Origin of the sequence: Corynebacterium sp. KPL3927 (assembly GCF_040225835.1) — a bacterium.
Lineage (GTDB): Bacteria > Actinomycetota > Actinomycetes > Mycobacteriales > Mycobacteriaceae > Corynebacterium.
This window is the reverse complement of record NZ_JBEHGD010000004.1, coordinates 1-16,637: the sequence shown is the minus strand read 5'-3', so window position 1 is coordinate 16,637 and position 16,637 is coordinate 1. Positions and strand designations below refer to the sequence as shown.

General features: G+C 60.8%; 13 protein-coding genes. 4 read left to right on the top strand and 9 right to left on the bottom strand.

Annotation, left to right across the window (positions count from 1 at the left end; translation table 11 throughout):
* Positions 1–320 precede the first annotated feature (320 nt).
* From ABRP86_RS03165 to ABRP86_RS03150, 4 genes are all read right to left on the bottom strand, one after another.
* Complete coding sequence (locus ABRP86_RS03165) at positions 321–848, bottom strand: CAP domain-containing protein (protein ID WP_023024025.1); 528 nt, start codon at positions 846–848, stop codon at positions 321–323.
* A 395-nt stretch (positions 849–1,243) separates the two neighbouring features.
* Positions 1,244–2,020, bottom strand: a complete 777-nt coding sequence (locus ABRP86_RS03160) for an ABC-2 transporter permease family protein (protein ID WP_298693632.1) — start codon at positions 2,018–2,020, stop codon at positions 1,244–1,246.
* A gap of 6 nt (positions 2,021–2,026) precedes the next feature.
* Positions 2,027–3,010 carry an ATP-binding cassette domain-containing protein gene (locus ABRP86_RS03155; RefSeq protein ID WP_349862440.1) on the bottom strand — a complete coding sequence of 328 codons (984 nt, stop codon included), beginning with the start codon at positions 3,008–3,010 and terminating at the stop codon, positions 2,027–2,029.
* A gap of 30 nt (positions 3,011–3,040) precedes the next feature.
* Positions 3,041–3,535, bottom strand: coding sequence for an NUDIX domain-containing protein (locus ABRP86_RS03150; RefSeq protein WP_023024031.1), 495 nt, complete (start codon positions 3,533–3,535; stop codon positions 3,041–3,043).
* Positions 3,536–3,605: 70 nt separating this feature from the next.
* Here ABRP86_RS03150 and ABRP86_RS03145 point away from each other — a divergent pair, with 70 nt between their 5' ends.
* Genes ABRP86_RS03145 through ABRP86_RS03135 form a run of 3 tightly spaced genes read left to right on the top strand, consistent with a single transcriptional unit; the run spans position 3,606 to position 8,970 of the window.
* Positions 3,606–5,051, top strand: a complete 1,446-nt coding sequence (locus tag ABRP86_RS03145; RefSeq protein ID WP_284770450.1) for a GlnX family signal transduction membrane protein — start codon at positions 3,606–3,608, stop codon at positions 5,049–5,051.
* Positions 5,051–6,058 (top strand): glutamate ABC transporter substrate-binding protein, encoded by a 1,008-nt coding sequence (locus ABRP86_RS03140; protein ID WP_349862439.1) that lies wholly within the window; start codon positions 5,051–5,053, stop codon positions 6,056–6,058. Before ABRP86_RS03145 ends, ABRP86_RS03140 begins: the two co-directional genes overlap by 1 nt.
* Positions 6,055–8,970 carry a serine/threonine protein kinase gene (locus tag ABRP86_RS03135; protein ID WP_349862437.1) on the top strand — a complete coding sequence of 972 codons (2,916 nt, stop codon included), beginning with the start codon at positions 6,055–6,057 and terminating at the stop codon, positions 8,968–8,970. Before ABRP86_RS03140 ends, ABRP86_RS03135 begins: the two co-directional genes overlap by 4 nt.
* Positions 8,971–8,986: 16 nt before the next feature.
* Here the strand turns inward: ABRP86_RS03135 and ABRP86_RS03130 are convergent, their stop codons facing one another.
* Both ABRP86_RS03130 and pta read right to left on the bottom strand, forming a co-directional pair.
* Entirely contained in the window at positions 8,987–10,210 is a 1,224-nt protein-coding gene (locus ABRP86_RS03130) for an acetate kinase (protein WP_349862435.1), read from the bottom strand.
* A complete protein-coding gene (gene pta / locus ABRP86_RS03125; RefSeq protein ID WP_349862433.1) occupies positions 10,211–11,578 on the bottom strand; it encodes a phosphate acetyltransferase in 1,368 nt (455 codons plus the stop codon). It abuts the gene before it with no gap.
* A gap of 235 nt (positions 11,579–11,813) precedes the next feature.
* Here pta and ABRP86_RS03120 point away from each other — a divergent pair, with 235 nt between their 5' ends.
* Positions 11,814–13,175: an FAD-dependent oxidoreductase gene (locus ABRP86_RS03120; protein WP_349862431.1), complete on the top strand. Its 1,362-nt coding sequence runs from the start codon at positions 11,814–11,816 to the stop codon at positions 13,173–13,175.
* 87 nt (positions 13,176–13,262) lie between these two features.
* Here ABRP86_RS03120 and purT read toward each other — a convergent pair whose 3' ends face one another.
* The 3 genes from purT to ABRP86_RS03105 all read right to left on the bottom strand — a co-directional run.
* Positions 13,263–14,615, bottom strand: coding sequence for a formate-dependent phosphoribosylglycinamide formyltransferase (purT, locus tag ABRP86_RS03115; RefSeq protein WP_349862429.1), 1,353 nt, complete (start codon positions 14,613–14,615; stop codon positions 13,263–13,265).
* Between the two features lie 165 nt (positions 14,616–14,780).
* Positions 14,781–15,518, bottom strand: a complete 738-nt coding sequence (locus ABRP86_RS03110; protein WP_239268538.1) for a class F sortase — start codon at positions 15,516–15,518, stop codon at positions 14,781–14,783.
* A 135-nt stretch (positions 15,519–15,653) separates the two neighbouring features.
* Positions 15,654–16,637: VaFE repeat-containing surface-anchored protein (locus tag ABRP86_RS03105; protein ID WP_349862427.1), on the bottom strand; the 984-nt coding region annotated here is incomplete at its 5' end.

Sequence of the window (16,637 nt, the reverse complement as noted above, 5' to 3'; positions counted from 1 at the left end):
GCCCGCTCATAGGCTACCTAAACACAAGCTTTCTTTTGCAGAGCCAGGATAAAACACCGCGCATTAAACCGCGCACTGTGTTACCGCAGAGATGAGTTTGTAGCCTACTTAATTGACTCCGGCTCGGCGTTCATTATTGGAACTAATTGCGAAAGATACGCCGGATTCTCCGCAGATTTCCCTCTTGTCTATTGCTTTTACTGTAAAGCCTGATCCTAGCTTCTGACATTGCCTATGCGCGAGAGCGTATCAAAAGCTTAGGGAATACAAGAGTGATCATATCGCGCCTATTCCGAAGAGGATTATTAAAAGGCGCTGCTTTAACGTCCAAAATTCTGTACGGCAAAAAGCTCACCGTTCGCCCCAACGGCAACGCCCGTGCCAACCGTTTTCGCTTCTGGGTCTAGCAAAATCTTCCTGTGGCTGGGAGAATTCAGCCACATATTCACCAGCTTCGCATCTGCGAAATCGTCCCATGCTTGAAGGACGTTTTCGCCACCGGCAGGAATACTATCCGGATAGGTTTCCCAGTGATTTGGCCGATGCTGCAAATCCCCTGTTCCCACCAAATGGTCGGCCCAGTCTTGAGCGATATTGTTTAACGCAGGGTTTTCTGTCACGGGATTTAAACCATGATCCGCCCTTGCTGCATTGACTTCGTTAACAATAGAGTGCGCACGCACCCCGTCAGGTTTCATGTTGCTAACCACTTCAGAAGCGTTACCGATAGGTCCTTGCGCCTTGGCTGGAGGGGTAGTTGCGGCTACCCCTCCTCCCACTAATGCTGCGCCCGCGATAGTCGGGGCTACAAACTTTTCAACAGAATCTGGAAGCATTTCATTGGACACGCTTACCACTCCCTCGGATGAACTTGACTAAATTGCTCTACACAATTTCTTTTTCTTCACCTCCAACCCTAACGCAAAAGAAAAATATTGTCAGTGTATAGACAATATTTAAACTGAATTTCCGATATACTTAAATTATATTTAATGGTGCCAAGATTTTAATCTGCGGTGTGCCCTTTCCTTCGGGATCTCGGATAGATTCCCATCCGGAAAGGCTGCTTTTCCGAGCGAGCTATTAACCACCACCAATAAAAATAACCGGCTGATCACAATCAGCCGGTTACCAGTCATGTCTCAAACAACAGACCTACCCACGCTGGGCGAACCCGAATAACTTCGCCCGGAGGGTCCACAGATTAATTAGAGCTTCCTCTCTACAAACACGATACCCTCGCCTAAGCATCGCGCTTGTGCAGCACCAACACGCCAAGGGCCCACAGCGCTGCGGCCCAGATGAAGAATACGATGCCGCTGCCTGCGGATTCCGTCCACAGTGCGTTATCCACTGGGACATTGAATAGCCAGTTCTGGAAAGCGGTAAAGGGCATAAAGCTACCGATCTTATCGCCTACCACGGGCATCATGCTGACGATTTGATCCACGCCCAAGTACAAAATAAGGCCTAGCGCCACAGAGCCCGCAGTCTGGCGAATGAGCATGCCGATGCCTTGGGCAAAGGCCACCACGAGGACCGCGGCCAGTGGGTACTTCCACAGCTGCTCGCGGCCGACTTCATCGTTCCAGGGGTCAAAGGTGGCGGAAATGGAGCTATCAGCAAGCAGATCCGTAAGCAGGTACGCGCCCACCACACCGATGAAGGTCAGTACGGCCGCGATGACCGCGTATAAGACCAGCTTGGCCACGGCCACGCTCCAGCGCCGTGGGGAGGCCATGAAGGTAATGGCTTGGGTGCCAAAGCGGTATTCCGTGGTCACCAGCATGATGGCCTGAATCATCAGCACCGGCAGGCCCAGGGTTACCAGGAATACGACGGTGAACTCGGCCCCAATAGGCTGAAAGCCCATATCAACGGCTTCCGGATCGAGCGGCTCAGTAAACGCTGCGGTGACACCAGCCCAACCCCACGAAAACAGAAGGAATAGCGCGGTGGTCCACCAGAAGGAACGGGTGGTGCGCAGCTTAATCCACTCGGATTTCAAGATATTCAACATGGCGGATTAAACCTCCTGCTCGTTGGGGCGGGCGAACCCACCGGATTGGCCTGCCTGCGCGCCCGAGGCACCAGGCGTGCCTGCGTGATACTGCACGGCATCGCCGGTGAGATCCATGAAGGCATCCTCCAGCGATGCGCTTTTCAGGGTGAGCTCGTGCAGCGGCACCCCGGTGGAATAGGCCAGATCTCCCACGAACTCGGTGGTCTGGTTGATGACCTCGAGCCGCGGGCGGCCCTCCTCATCCTTAGATTCGGTAAAGGACACGCCCTCCTTCTTTAGGGCCTCACCGAATTCCGGGAGGTGGTTAGAGCGCACATACACCAAGGACTGCGAGTGGCCGCGGACGAACTCGTGGGTGGGCTTATCCGCAACCATCTTCCCCTTGCCAATGACCACGAGGTGGTCTGCGGTCTGGGCCATCTCGGACAAGAGGTGGGAAGAAATCAAAATGGTGCGGCCTTCTGCGGCTAGCGCGCGCACGAGCTGACGCACCCAGCGGATGCCCTCTGGATCCAGGCCATTGACCGGCTCATCCAGGATGAGGATTCCGGGATCACCCAATAGAGCACCAGCAAGGCCCAAGCGCTGGCCCATGCCGAGGGAAAAGCCGCCGGCTTTCTTACCGGCGACATCGGAAAGCCCCACCAGCCCCAGTACCTCATCCACGCGGGAGGCGGGAATGCCATTGGACGCCGCCATCCACTTCAAGTGATTCGCGGCCGTGCGGTTGGGGTGTACCGCCTTTGCATCCAAAAGCGCGCCCACCTCGCGCAGCGGGTGCTCCAGGTCGCGGTAGTGCTTGCCGTTTACGCGAATCTGGCCCGCCGTGGGCTCGTCCAAGCCCACAATCATCCGCATGGTGGTGGATTTGCCGGCACCATTGGGCCCCAAGAAGCCGGTGACCACACCGGGCTTTACCTGAAAGGTGAGATCCTCAACGGCGCGGACAGACCCGTAATCCTTAGTCAGTCCCTGTACTTCAATCATGAGCACTACAGTGCCATAATTTTGGATACTTTACCGGTACAGTTTTTCCACTCGCTGCCGCAGGGCGGGAAAGGCGTGGCGAAATGGCGCGATAAGCGGCAGGTTTTCCACTTCATCCAGGCCCACCCAGCGCAGCTCGTGCGATTCCTCGTTGGCGGTGGTGGGCAGGCGCAGGCCGCTGCGGGTGCGCGCCAGCACGGTGGTATAGGTCCACTCCCCCGGCAAATCCCCCGCTGGAGGATAGGGCCCAGCCGTTACCTGGGTGTCGAGCACCTCGACATCGGCAGGCGCGATGGCGCATTCTTCGTGTGTTTCCCGCAGCGCGGCCTGAGTGGGGCTTTCTTGTAGGTCCCGCGCGCCGCCGGGAATCCCCCAGGTATTGCCGTTATTGGTCCACGCGGCGCGGTGTTGCAGCAGCACCTCGCGCCCGGCGACGAGGAAGAGGCCGGCGGCACCGAATTTTCCCCATACGCGAATGCCACTGGGGCCCGCCGCCCAGCCGTCTCCACTGTGAGGGTTATGCATATTTCCTATCCTAGCCACACACGCGGGTAAATGGTGGCGCCCAGCACACTGGGGGCGTTATTCTAAGTAAATGACTGAGCAGGCAGTGCGGGTAGAGTCAGAGCGCGAAGAGGACGCTCACCCCAGCGATCACTGGCTGGATGAGGTTACCGCGCCCTCTCGCCCGGCCCTAAGCGGGCTGACCCACCGGGCCATGGAATGGTTTGCGGGCCCGGCGCGCCTGCTGCGGCGGTTTTATTACTTCGCCTCCACCACCCCGGGCAAGCTTTTTACCGTCACCCTGATCCTCACGGTGGCATTGGGAGCCGCCGGCTTATCGATGTCCCAATCTTCCGCCGCCCGCCACTCCGACCTCGACGAGCTGCTTAATACCACCGAGCCGATGTCCAATGCGGCCCACCACCTCTATAGCTCACTCTCGGTGGCCGATACCATCGCCACCACCGGATTTGTGCAGGCCGGCGTGGAATCAGAGGGCAACCGCGAGCGCTATAACGATGCCATCGATGCCGCCTCCATCGCCGCGACCGAATCCGTGCTGGGCACCACGCCTGACGATGCCCGCGTGCGCGACCTTGTCACCTTTATCCAGCGCGAGCTGCCCATTTATACCGCGATGATTGAAAAGGCGCGCTCGAACCACCGCGCCGGCAATGCCGTGGCTAACTCCTATATGTCCAATGCCTCCTCGCTCATGCGCGAGCACATCCTGCCGGCGGCCTCCGAGCTATTCCAGCTGACCACCGCGAAGGTCAACCAGCAGCAGCAAAAGCTCACCTCGCCGCAGTGGGTGCCGCTCTCTGGCCTTTTGGCCGCGGTCTTCTTCCTCATCGTCGCGCAATGGTGGCTGTGGCGCCAGACGCGCCGCCGGTTTAACCGCGGCTTTTTAACCGCAACGGTGCTGCTCTTCTTGGCCATTTTTTGGGTGGCCCTGTCTAACTTGGCCACCTGGTCCACCGGCCATCAGGGCTTTGAAACCGCATCGCGCCCGTGGGATTCGCTAACGGCCTCGCGCATTGAGGCGCAGCAGGCGCGCACCTCAGAAACCCTCGCGCTGGTGCTGCGCTCGTCTGAGGAAGATACGCTCGAGCGCTTTTCCGGCTCGGTAGATTCCATTGAAAAGGCGCTGGGGGACTATGAAAGCGCGCTGCATGATGATGACGTCGAGGTCAACGATCCCGAGCTCATCCACAGCGCCCGCGCCGCCACCGAAAAGTGGCAAGACTCGCACGAAAAGCTCATGGAGGCGCTGAGCGAGGGCGACTACGATGAGGCGGTCTACCAGGCCACCATCACCGATCCTGAGGATGGCGAGACCACCGCCGCGCAGTCCTTCAACGAGCTCGATAGCGAGCTTTCGGAGCTCATTGGCCAGGCGCGCATCGCCATGCGCACCTACTTAGAGCGCGGGCTGACCGCCATGACCGCGGTCTCCTCCGCCGTCTTCCTGCTCACCCTGTGCGCCATCTTCGCGGTGTGGCTGGGCATTCGTCCCCGACTGCAGGAGTACCTCTAATGCGCTACCGAGCACCGCTTACCGCCATAGTTGCCACCTGCAGTGTCCTCGCGCTGGCCGGCTGCGATATTCGCTCCGCCCCGCCGCTGGAATCGCCCGAACAGCAGGCACTCGATGCCAGCCCCGGCCCGCCGCTGCCGGAGGGCTCCACCATAGAAGAAGCCGGTAGCACCGCGCCCAAGAAGGAAGACGATACCGAACTCAGAGGCACCTACCGGCCGGATGGCAAAACGGCGAAGGAGCGGGTGCCGGACATCGTCAAGCGCGGGCGCCTTATCGTGGGCGTGGACCGCTCCAATAACCTGTTGAGCTACCGCGATGCCGCCTCCGGTGATGTCCGCGGCTTCGAGGTCGATATCGCCCACGAGATTGCCCGCGATATCTTCGGCGATCCCAATAAGGTGGATTTCCGCTTCGTCGAATCCTCTGACCGCGCCGCCGTGCTCGATAATGGCACCGTCGATATCATCGTGCGCACCATGACCATTAGCCCCGAACGCGAGAAGGAAGTGGCCTTTTCCATCCCCTATATGACCACGCAGACCCGCATGCTGGTCCTTACCAGCGCTGGGATGAATTCCATCGATGATGCGGAAGACAAAAGGCTGTGCGGGGTGCGCGGTTCCACCGCGCTGGATACCATCCGCGAGCGCGCCCCCAAGTCCGATATCCTCATCACCCGCTCCTGGGGCGATTGCCTCATGGCGCTGCAGCTCAACCAGGCCGATGGCGTGGTGGTTGATGATGCCCTGCTTTCCGGCATGGCCGCGCAGGATTCCTATACCTCCATCGTGGGCGAGCCCCTAAAGACCGAGAACTACGGCGTTGCCGCGCGCCGCCCCAGCAAAGATCATGACACCCGCCCGCTGCTGCGCCAGGTTAATTCCACCTTGGAACGTATCCGCCGCGACGGGACATGGTCCGACATCTTTGACAGGTGGCTAGGTGCTTACCTGGACGAGCCCACTCTGCCGTCGGGTACATACATCGAGGAAGATAAGTCATGAAGCATAACCCGAATTTCAGCGAAGACGAGCTCGAGTACCTAGAGCCCGAAAACCTCGATACCCAGCGCCAATTCCGAAAGCCCACCAAGGCTTCTTACCGCGACGCTGACCACGGCAAAGACCCTGACCAAGACCGCAGCCAGGACCGAGGTCTCGGCGCTGCCGACTCCCCTGACGCAGCTAACACAGGCGACGCCGCCGACCCCGCTGGTCCGGATACCGCCGCTGCTCGCCCCAACGCTGACCATAGCGATAAGGGCACTAGCGAAGCTGATGTTGATACTGCCGCGGCGCAGGTTCCCGGCACGGCCCCCGCCGCTGCCTTCCCGAGTACGGAGGCCACGGGCAGGCGCGCAGCGCCCGGCAGCACGGCTGGCCAAAACGCTGCTGGCCAGGACACCGCAGCCCAGGGCGCGCGGAACGGCAACGACGCCAATGCGAGCGACGATCAAGTCACCACCGGCACCACTGGCGGACCCGGCGGCCGCAGCGACGACGGCGATACGGGCGATACCGGCGACACCGGCGGAGTGGGCACGGCAGCCGTGGCGTATGATCCGTTCGCCAGCGAACCCATCGAGCACCGCGAGGATCCGGGAACCTCTGCGGTGGCCTTCGATCCGTTTGCCGATGACGATGAAGACGACGACGGTTCCATCGACCCGGATCACCTCTCCAGCCTGCTCGCGGACTTAGAGAATATCCGTGCTCAGCGCGAGAGCGAACGCGATGAGAAAACGGCGCAGGAAAAGTCCTCGGAACGTTCGCGCCAGCAGGCGATCGATACCTTCCGCGAGCGCCGCGGCACGCAGCGCACCGAGCGGCCGGTTGCTGATGGCATGGTGCGCCTGCCGTTTATTACCCCGGCCGATCCCACCGCCGCCCTCATCGATCCGAAAGAGAAGATCAAGGGCAAAAAGGTCCCGCCACCGCAGCTAGAACCGGGCGATATGGTCGCGGAGCAATACGAAATCCTCGGCGTCATCGCCCACGGCGGCATGGGCTGGATTTACCTGGCCAATGACCACTATGTCTCCGGGCGCGTGGTGGTGCTCAAGGGCATGCAGGCCCAAAAGTCTGCCGACGAGACCGCCGCTGCCGAGGCCGAGCGCGAGTTTTTGGCAGACATTACCCACCCGGGCATCGTCAAGATTTTTAACTTCATCGACGATGACCGCGTGCCGGGTGGCTTCATAGTCATGGAGTACGTGGGCGGGCCATCGCTAAGAAGCAGGCGCAATAAGCAGCCCAACGAGCTTTTGCCCGTTGACATTGCCATTGGCTATATCCTGGAAATCCTGCCTGCGCTGGAGTACCTGCACTCGCGCGGCGTGGTCTATAACGACCTGAAGCCGGATAACATCATCGTCACCGAGGACCAGGTCAAGCTCATTGACCTGGGCGCGGTCTCCGGCATCGGGGCCTTCGGTTTTATCTACGGTACCCAGGGCTTTCAGGCCCCGGAGGTCGCGTCCAAGGGCCCGTCCATCGCCAGCGATATCTACACCATCGGCCGCACCCTGGCCGCGCTGTGCCTCAAGCTGCCCTGCGAGGACGGCGTCTTCCTTCCCGGTATCCCCAACCCGTCCAAGGAGCCGGAGCTGCGCCGCTTCCTTTCCCTCTACCGCCTGCTGCTGCGTGCCACTCACCGCGATCCGCAGCGCCGGTTTAGCTCTATCAAGGAGCTGCGCACCCAGCTCTACGGCGTGCTGCGCGAGGTGCTCGCCATCCGCGACGGCCGCCAGTACCCCTCCCAGCACTCGCTCTTCTCGCCGCAACGTACCACCTTTGGCACCAAGCACCTGGTCTTTCGCACGGATCAGCTTATCGATGGTATCGACCGCACCATCCAAATCACCGCCCCCGAGGTGGTCTCTGCCTTGCCGACGCCCTTGGTGGACCGCGACGATGTCGGCGCCAGCCTGCTGCAAGGTACCTCGTACGCCGAGCCGCAGGAAGCCCTCGAGACCCTGCGCCAGGCCATGCGCACCCCGGAATACGAGCATTCCGCCGAGATTCCCCTCGGCGTGGTGCGCTCCATGATCGACCTGGGCTATACCGACGAGGCGCGCCAGTGGTTGGGCTCCATCGAGGGCCGCCTGGGCCAGGACTGGCGCTACCAGTGGTACGCCGGCATTACGGAGCTCTTGCACGATGATTACGTCGATGCCCAAGAGTACTTCGCCACCGTTTTGGACTTATTGCCCGGTGAGGCCGCCCCCAAGCTCGCCATCGCGGCCATCAATGAGCTCATCCTGCAACAGATTGATTACAGTGAAACATCGCTTATCGATGCCACCGTAGCCCGCGCCTGCTCCAACCTCTACACCACCCTGGCGGATCTTCCCTCTTCCGCCTTTGAGGGCCAGCCGGAGATTTGGTCGCACGTCACCCAAGACCCGGGCGCGCTGCGGTTTAATTCCATGCGCCTATACGGCATCGTTTGGGCCACCAACCCCACGACGGTGTCCTCCGCCTTTGGGCTTGCCCGCCAATTGCGCGCGGAAGGGCAGGTGGAGCTGTCCGTAGCCACCTTGGATAAGGTGCCCAATGCCTCGCGGCACTTCCGCATGGCGCTTCTGACCACCGTGCTGCAGCTCATCGTGCACGACTTATCGGAGTCGCGCATTCGCCGCGCTGCCCGACGCCTCGAAGAAGTCCCCACCAACGAGCCGCGCTTCCTCCAAATCAAGATCGCCGTCATCTCCGCGGGCCTTAACTTCCTGCGCAACGCCGATCTCGCGCGGGCATCCTCGCCGAATGATCTCTTCGAGTACGCCTTTACCCAGCGCGGCCTTCGCACCGGCCTGGCCGAGACCCTGCGGGCTCTTGCCCGCCAGGCCCCGTTTAGCCGCCACCGCTACGCGCTGGTGGACTTGGCCAACCAAGTCCGCCCCATCACTACCTTCTAGCGCCTGTTTAGATGGCCTACTTAAATAGGCCTTCCTCGCGCGCCTTGGCGGCTACGTCTGCGGACTTCTGTGCGATGGCCAGCTCCTCATTGGTGGGAACTACCAAGACCTTGACCTGGGAGTCATCGGTGGAGATGACCCGCGGCTCATCGGAGCGGACGAGGTTGCGCTCTTTATCAAAGTCGATGCCATACATATCCAGGTTGTACAGCGCGTCCTGGCGCACCTCGGTGTCGTTTTCGCCCACGCCGGCGGTGAAGGTAATCGCGTCCACGCGGCCCAGAGCAATCATGTAGGAGCCGATGAAGCGGCGCAGCTGGTGGATGTAGATGTTATACGCCAGCCATGCGTCTTCATCGCCGTTATCGATGTGTTCGCGCAGCGTACGGAAGTCATTCACGCCCGCGATGCCCTTGACACCGGATTGCTTGTTGAGCAGCTTATCGATGTCGTCGATGCTCATGCCTGCCTGGCGCACCAGGTGGAAGATGATGCCGGGATCGATATCACCGGTACGCGTACCCATGGCGAGGCCAGCCAGTGGGGTAAGTCCCATCGAGGTATCGATGGCACGGCCATTGCGGATGGCCGCCGCCGAGGCACCATTGCCCAGGTGCAGCGTGATCTGGTGGGTATGTTCCGGATCGCGGTCCAAAATCTTCGGCACCTGCTGGGAGACGAACTCGTGGGAGGTGCCGTGGAAACCGTAGCGGCGGATATCGTACTTGGAGGCGACCTCGCTATTGATGGCATAGAGCGCTGCGGCCGGCGGCAGGGTATTAAAGAATGCGGTATCGAAGACCGCCACGTGCGGAATATCCGGCAGGATCTTGCGCGCTACTCGGATGCCGTCCAGGTTGGCCGGGTTGTGCAGCGGGGCCAGCGGGATGAGGTCCTCGATCATCGATTCAATTTGATCCTCGATGAGCTGCGGCTCCGAAAAGAGGCGGCCGCCGTGCACCACGCGGTGGCCCACGGCGATGATATCGACGTCCTTCGGGCCCACCTGATGATCATCCATCAGGTCAAAGGCGCGCTTTAGGCCAAAGGAATGGTCGGGCACTTCCAGTTCCTCGGTGAATTTTTCCCCGCCAACCTTGATGGTAATGGCGCCGCTCGGCTCGCCAACCTGTTCCACCAGGCCAGAGACGAGTGGATCATCGGTGGCAGTAGCGGTTGGGTCCACCAGCTGAAACTTGATGGACGAGGATCCCGAGTTAAGGACCAGTACGTATGACATTTATTTCTCTCCAGCCTGGATAGCGGTAATGGCAACGGTATTGATGATGTCCGGAACGGTAGCGCCGCGGGATAGATCGTTGACCGGCTTGTTCAGGCCCTGCAGGATGGGCCCCACGGCCAAGGCGCCGCCGGTGCGCTGCGCGGTCTTATAGCCAATATTGCCGGCATCCAGATCGGGGAAAACGAAGACATTGGCCTTACCCGCGACATCAGAATCCGGCATCTTCTTTGCGGCAACGCCGGGATCGCAGGCGGCGTCGAACTGCAGCGGGCCATCCACCTTCACCGAGGAGTCCAGCTTCTTGGCGGCCTCGACGGCCTCGATGGCGCGCTCGACGTCCGGGCCGGTGCCGGAAGCGCCGGTGGAGTAGGACAGCATGGCCACGCGCGGGTCGATGCCGAACTGGGACGCGGTCTGCGCGGAGACCACGGCGATTTCGCCCAGCTGTTCCGCGGTTGGGTTCGGGTTCACGGCGCAGTCGCCGAAGGCCCACAGGCGCCCGCGCATGACCATCAGGAAGATGGAGGAGACCACCGAAGCATTCGGCTTGGTCTTAATGATCTGGAAGGACGGCTTAATGGTGTGGGCGGTGGTGTGGGCGGCGCCGGATACCATGCCATCGGCAAGCCCCTTGTGCACCATCATGGTGCCAAAGTAGGAGATGTCCTGCATGGTCTCGCGGGCCTGCTCCAGGGTCACGCCCTTCTTCTTGCGCAGTTCTGCGAAATCGGCAGCGAATTCCTCTGCAAGCGGCGATTCCAGGTGGTCAATGATATCGGCACCCGAGACATCCAGACCCAGCTCCTTGGCGCGGGCCTGGATATCGGATTCCTTGCCCAGGATGGTCAGCCGGGCAACCTCATCGCGGAGCAAAGCATCGGCGGCTTCAAGGATGCGGTCGTCATCGCCCTCGGGCAAGACGATGTGGGATCCAGCCGACTTGGCTTGGTCGATGAGCTGCTTTTGGAAGAGGTCTGCGGACATGACGGGCGCGGTCTCCTCTGCCGCGCTTAACGCACCTGGCACGGCCTCTAGGTCGGTGAAGACGCCTGCCACGGTGGCGCCGAGGGACTCTGCCTTGCGCTGTGCCAGCTCCGCGGCGCGCTCTGGGGCGCCGGAGATAATGACCAGTGGCAGGCCCAGCGCGGCGGCGACCTCCGCATCGAAGGAGATCTCGCCGGTGCCTTGGACCAAGAGGGCATCGGCAGTGGCGGTGGGCGCGTTGGCCAAAACATCCGCCACGGTGGGATCAAAATCTTCTAAGCGGAGCAGTTCAGCGCCAAGGCTATCCGCCAAGGCGGGAATATCGAGGCCGTCGAAGCCGCGGCCGATGGAGCTTAACACTGTGGACTGGGATGCAGACATGCGGATTACCTTTCCTTTGCCGTCACGGGAACACTGGGAACACGCGCCGTAACATCATGCCGTACATCACAGTTACTAGCACGTGGTGACGACTCCACTGTACGTGAATCACCCCCTCCCCCGCCCTTCCGCAACCTCCTAAACTGGGGGTAGATAACTCAGAGCAGTGTGGTATTTATCGCACTACCACCGCGTAGAATGTGAGAAAAACCTAAAGAAAGGACACCCTAAACAGATGACTAGCCCCATGCGTGTCGCCGTGGTCGGCTCCGGACCGGCCGGCATTTACGCCTCTGACCTCCTCGTAAAGTCCGATGTGGACGTGCAGATCGATCTCTTTGAAAAGATGCCCGCGCCCTTTGGTTTGATTCGCTACGGCGTCGCCCCGGATCACCCACGCATTAAGGGCATCGTGCAGTCGCTGCACAATGTGATGGAGAAGGCAGACATCCGCTTCCTGGGCAATATCGAAGTGGGCAAGGACATCACCGTCGAAGAGATGCGCGATTACTACGACGCCATCATCTTCGCCACCGGCGCCACCGCCGATAAGGAAATGGGCATCCCCGGCGAGGACCTCGAGGGCAACCACGGCGCCGGCGAATTCGTGGGCTTTTATGACGGCAACCCCAACTTCGAGCGCGACTGGGACCTGTCGGCAGAGTCCGTCGCCGTCGTGGGCGTGGGCAACGTTTCGCTCGACGTATCCCGCATCTTGGCCAAGACCGCAGACGAGCTGCTGGTGACGGAGATCCCGGATAATGTCTACGCTTCCCTGAAGGAAAACCGCGCCAAGGAGGTCCACGTCTTTGGCCGCCGCGGCCCAGCGCAGGCCAAGTACACACCGAAGGAGCTCAAGGAGCTCGATGAGTCCCCCACCATCGAGGTCATCGTGGACCCGGAAGACATCATCTATGACGAGGCTTCCGAGGAGGCCCGCCGCGCCGCCAAGTCCACCGACTTGGTCTGCCAGACCCTGGAGTCCTACGCCATGCGCGAGCCTGGCGATGCCCCGCACAAGCTTTACATCCACTTCTTCGAGTCCCCGGTAGAGGTGCTTGGCGATGCCGGCCACGTCACCGCCATCAAAACCGAGCGCACCGAGCTCAATGGCGATGGCTCCGTGAGCGGTACCGGCAAGTTCACCGAATGGCCAGTGCAATCGGTCTACCGCGCTGTGGGCTACCACCCGCAGTCTGTGGAGGGGATTCCCTTCAACAACGACACGGCCACCATGCCCAACGACGGCGGCCACGTGCTTGCCAATGTCGACGGCGACAAGCTACCCGGCCTCTACACCACCGGCTGGATCAAGCGCGGTCCGGTGGGCTTGATTGGCAATACTAAATCCGACGCCAAGGACACCACCGGCATGCTGCTTGAGGATTACAAGGCAGGCGAGCTCGAATCCGCCACCAAGCGCGATCCGCAGGATATCCTCGACCTGCTCAGCAGCCGCGATATCGCCGTCACGACCTGGGACGGCTGGCACCGCCTCAACTCCGCCGAGCAGGCCGCCGGCGAACCGCACGGCCGCGAGCGCATCAAGATCGTCGAGTGGGACGAGATGGTCAAGCACGCCGGCCCGCAGCGCTAACCAGCGCTGCACTGCGGGCCTGACTAGGCGCCGACTGGCACGGTCGGCAGTGCCCCGCAGCGCTAACCAGCGCCGCGCCGCACGGGGCTAGTCGGTATCGTCTACGCCTGAGGTCAGCTTGGGGTCGAGCTCGACCCCGCCCTCGTATTCAACAACCTCGATATCGGGCACATTGTCCGCTTGCGGGTCAATGCCGCGCGCACCGCCCTGCGCGAGCAGGCCAGGCGTAGAGGTCACGCTCACCTTATGCGCCGCCAACGCGGCGCGGTCGCGGGCCTCTTCCACCGTTTCCGCCGTCGTAGTCACAAGGCCCATGCGCCGGCCCTTATAGGCATCGGGCTTGCCAAAGAGCTTCACGTCCGTCTCGGCGTAGTGGAGGGCGGAGGCGATGCCGGTAAAGGCGACATCGGCAAGCGGCTCCTGCGCGTGCAAAAACATGCTGGCTCCCGGGGTTATCAACGTGGCATCGATGGGGTAGCCCAAAATGGCGCGGGCGTGCAGGTCGAACTGGGAAAAGCGCTGGGTATAGGCGGTAAGCATCGCCGTATCCGAAGGCCGCGGGGAGACCGAAGAAAAGTAAACATCATCGCCGGCGACGAAAAGCTCCACGCCGTATACGCCGCGCCCGCCCAGCTCATTGGAGATGCGCGCCGCAACCGAGCGCGCGTTCTCCAGCGCAATCTCGCTCATGCCGGTGGGCTGCCATTCTTCGATCAAATCGCCCTTCTCGTGGCGGTGGCCGATGGGCTCGCTAAACCACGTGGCCAGCTTGCCCGTGGCCGGATCGATGGACCGGATGGCCAGCAGCGTGACCTCGAGGTCAAAATCCACGAAGCGCTCCGCCACCACGCGCTGCGAGTCCGAGGACACGCGGCGCACCGTCTCCCACGCCTCGCGCACGTCTTCCACATCCCGCGCCAGCATGTGGCCTTTGCCCGAGGTGGACACGTCAGGCTTCACGATGCACGGAAACCCCAGATCCGTCGCCGCTTCCTCCAGCTCCTCCACCGAGGAGGCAAAGCGATAGGCGGAGGTCGGCAATCCAATGTCTTCTGCCACCGCGCGGACCCGCTCGCGGTCCTGGGTGAGCGCGCAGGCACGCGCCGTGGGCACGACGACGGCATCGGTGGACTGCTCAACCTGCTCGAGGGCCTCCACCGCGACGATTTCTACCTCCGGCACCACGTAGTGCGGCTGAATCTGCTGCACCAATTCTGATACCTGCGCGGAGTCAGTAATATCCGCGATATAGCTATAGTGCGCCACTTGGTGCGCCGGCGCCCCCTTGTACTTATCCACCGCGTGCACCTCAAGGCCCAGGGACTGGAAGGAAATAGCCAGCTGCTTTCCCAACTCGCCCGCGCCGAGCAGCAATACCTTCGTGGCATTGCCCGTCAGCGGCGTGCCGATATGACCGGCGATTTTGCCTGGAATATCCATGACTTTGCTCCTTTGATTCCGCTCCGAGCAGCAGATACTTCCCCAAATTATTTCATAGATGCCCGTCGCACCCCGGGCGCACATGCGTGAAGTGCATAAACGCAAGCGCCCGGCCAAAGATTTTCATCCTCGAACCGGGCGCTCGTTGGGCTCTAAAGCAGACTGCTAGGCCTGGGGTGCCTCTGGTGGAACCGGGGCATCTACTGGCTCTGCCACGGTAATGATGTTGTCCTCATACCCCAGCGCACCGCCGACGAACTTGCCGCCGCAGGTGATAAGGACCAGGCGGTTGGTACCGTCCGTGTCATTAACCACGTCCGGGAAATCCCCGCCCTTGGGCAGGCGGTACGGCTTTTCCGTCACACGGAAGGTGCGCTCCTCACCATCGATGACCACGGTGAATTCCTGGTTTTCCTGCAGCCGGGTGAATTTCTCCGCATAGCCGGTGCCCTGGCCCTGGTAATTCACGTGACCGGTGATCACGCTGGAGCCAACATTGCCGGCATCGCCAGGCACGGCCGAGGCGGAATACCAGCCCAAGCGGGAGACATCGTGTGGCGGCAGCAGCACGCCCTGGTCAGTTACCTGCACTGGGTCCACGGCGGCGTACTCACCGTCGATGCCCACAGACATGCCTTCGAAGCCTTCGAATTGGCCCGGGGCCGGCTCGAATTCGTGCTCCTGCGCACCGGAATCATCGACGTAGGCATCGCCCTTATCGTCCGGGGGGTCAACGGCCGAGACGCTTTCCGATGCCCCCTCACTAGCCTCATCATCTTCCCCACCGGTGGTGAGGTAGAGAGCCAGCTGGATCAACATCAGAATTACGGCCACTACCAGCACGATAAAGCCGATCTTCTTACCCCGGCTTACGGGTTCCTCGCGGCCTGTCTCCTCAGACATTGCCCAATCTCCTCATTGTGGTCTTCTCGATGGTTCATCAGATGGGTTGCCCCCTCCAGCGTGTGCGGTGACACCCTGAAGGGGGACATGTTGTGCCCAGGCGCTATCGCCTGTTACCTGACCAGTACGCTCACACTACTTAATGTAGTCCCGCATACCTGGGTCAAGCTCGGTCGCACCGGACGGTACGGACTTGATCTTTGTACGTCCTGCGTCGGACGGTAGCGGTTTACCAGTCTTTCCAGGCTCCTGGCCCATAACCTCGACCGGACGATCGTCCTTGTCGGTACCCTGGTCAACCTTATCCGGCGTATCCTGACCCTTCACCTCGGTGGGGCGAGGCTCTTCGCTGGAGTTCTGGTCAACCTTATCCGGCGTATCCTGGCCCTTCACCTCGGTGCTTGGGTGCTCACCGTGGCCCTCGGTCTCCTTCTCAGGACTATCCTTCGGCTTGTCGTGATCATGGTGGCCGTGGTCGTGATCGTGGTGGCCGAAGATAATCTTGCCCAAGCCGATTCCCAAGCCAATGCCCGGAATCAGGATGGCCCACTTAGGAATCTTGCCCTTGGATGGCTTGCCTGGGACATCGGAGTCATCAGAGGTTACGGTCTGATCCTCATCATCAATGTCCTTATGCTCAGCAACCTCATTCGGCTTCTCAGCATCCGGAGTGTCCTCACCCTCAGCGTCAACCTCAGTAGAGGTCAACTCCTCAAAGGCAACCGCAGCCTCAACCGGCTCCGTCACATCACTATCAACAGTGATCTTCACATCAACCGTGCCAGCAGACTTCTCCGGAGTAAAGGTCGTCTCACCCTTACCCAAAACAGTCTCTTTATCGGCCTTGCTAATCAACTCAGCCTGCAGCGTGTATTCCTTACCAGGAACCAAGCCCTCATAGCTGACCTCATCAACAATCTCAGCACCAGCAACAACCTCATGCGAACCCTGAGCAAAATCAGCATTCGTCGAAATCTCCGGCTTCAGATCCTTCTTAGAATCATCAGAGATTACCGTCTGATCCTCATCATCAATGTCCTTATGCTCAGCAACCTCATTCGGCTTCTCAGCATCCGGAGTGTCCTCACCCTCAGCGTCAACCTCAGTAGAGGTCAACTC